Annotated in this window: 1 protein-coding gene; it reads right to left on the bottom strand. The window is 66.7% G+C overall.

What is annotated here, in order from left to right:
• Nucleotides 1-216, bottom strand: a 216-nt coding sequence (locus tag HMPREF0072_RS10975; protein WP_004831330.1) for a hypothetical protein, incomplete at both ends; no start/stop codon positions are given.

Below are 216 nucleotides of genomic sequence, written 5' to 3'. Positions count from 1 at the left end.
GAAGTTGCGGCTTGGTCATCGGCCACCAGATCCGGCTGCACGTGCAGGTATACACCGCGTAGCGCGTGCCGCCCGATCTCTTCGCTGCTGACGGCGATGGCGGTGATCTTGCCGTTCAGGTAGCGCGGGGCGCTGAGAAAGCCCTGGGTCGGGATCTCCAGCGTCAGCGGTTGGCCGAGCAGCGCTTTGCGATCGAGCCGCGCGTCGGTGCTCAGC

The organism is Anaerococcus lactolyticus ATCC 51172, from assembly GCF_000156575.1.
Taxonomy (GTDB): domain Bacteria; phylum Bacillota; class Clostridia; order Tissierellales; family Peptoniphilaceae; genus Anaerococcus; species Anaerococcus lactolyticus.
This window is presented reverse-complemented; position numbering and strand designations above follow the sequence as displayed.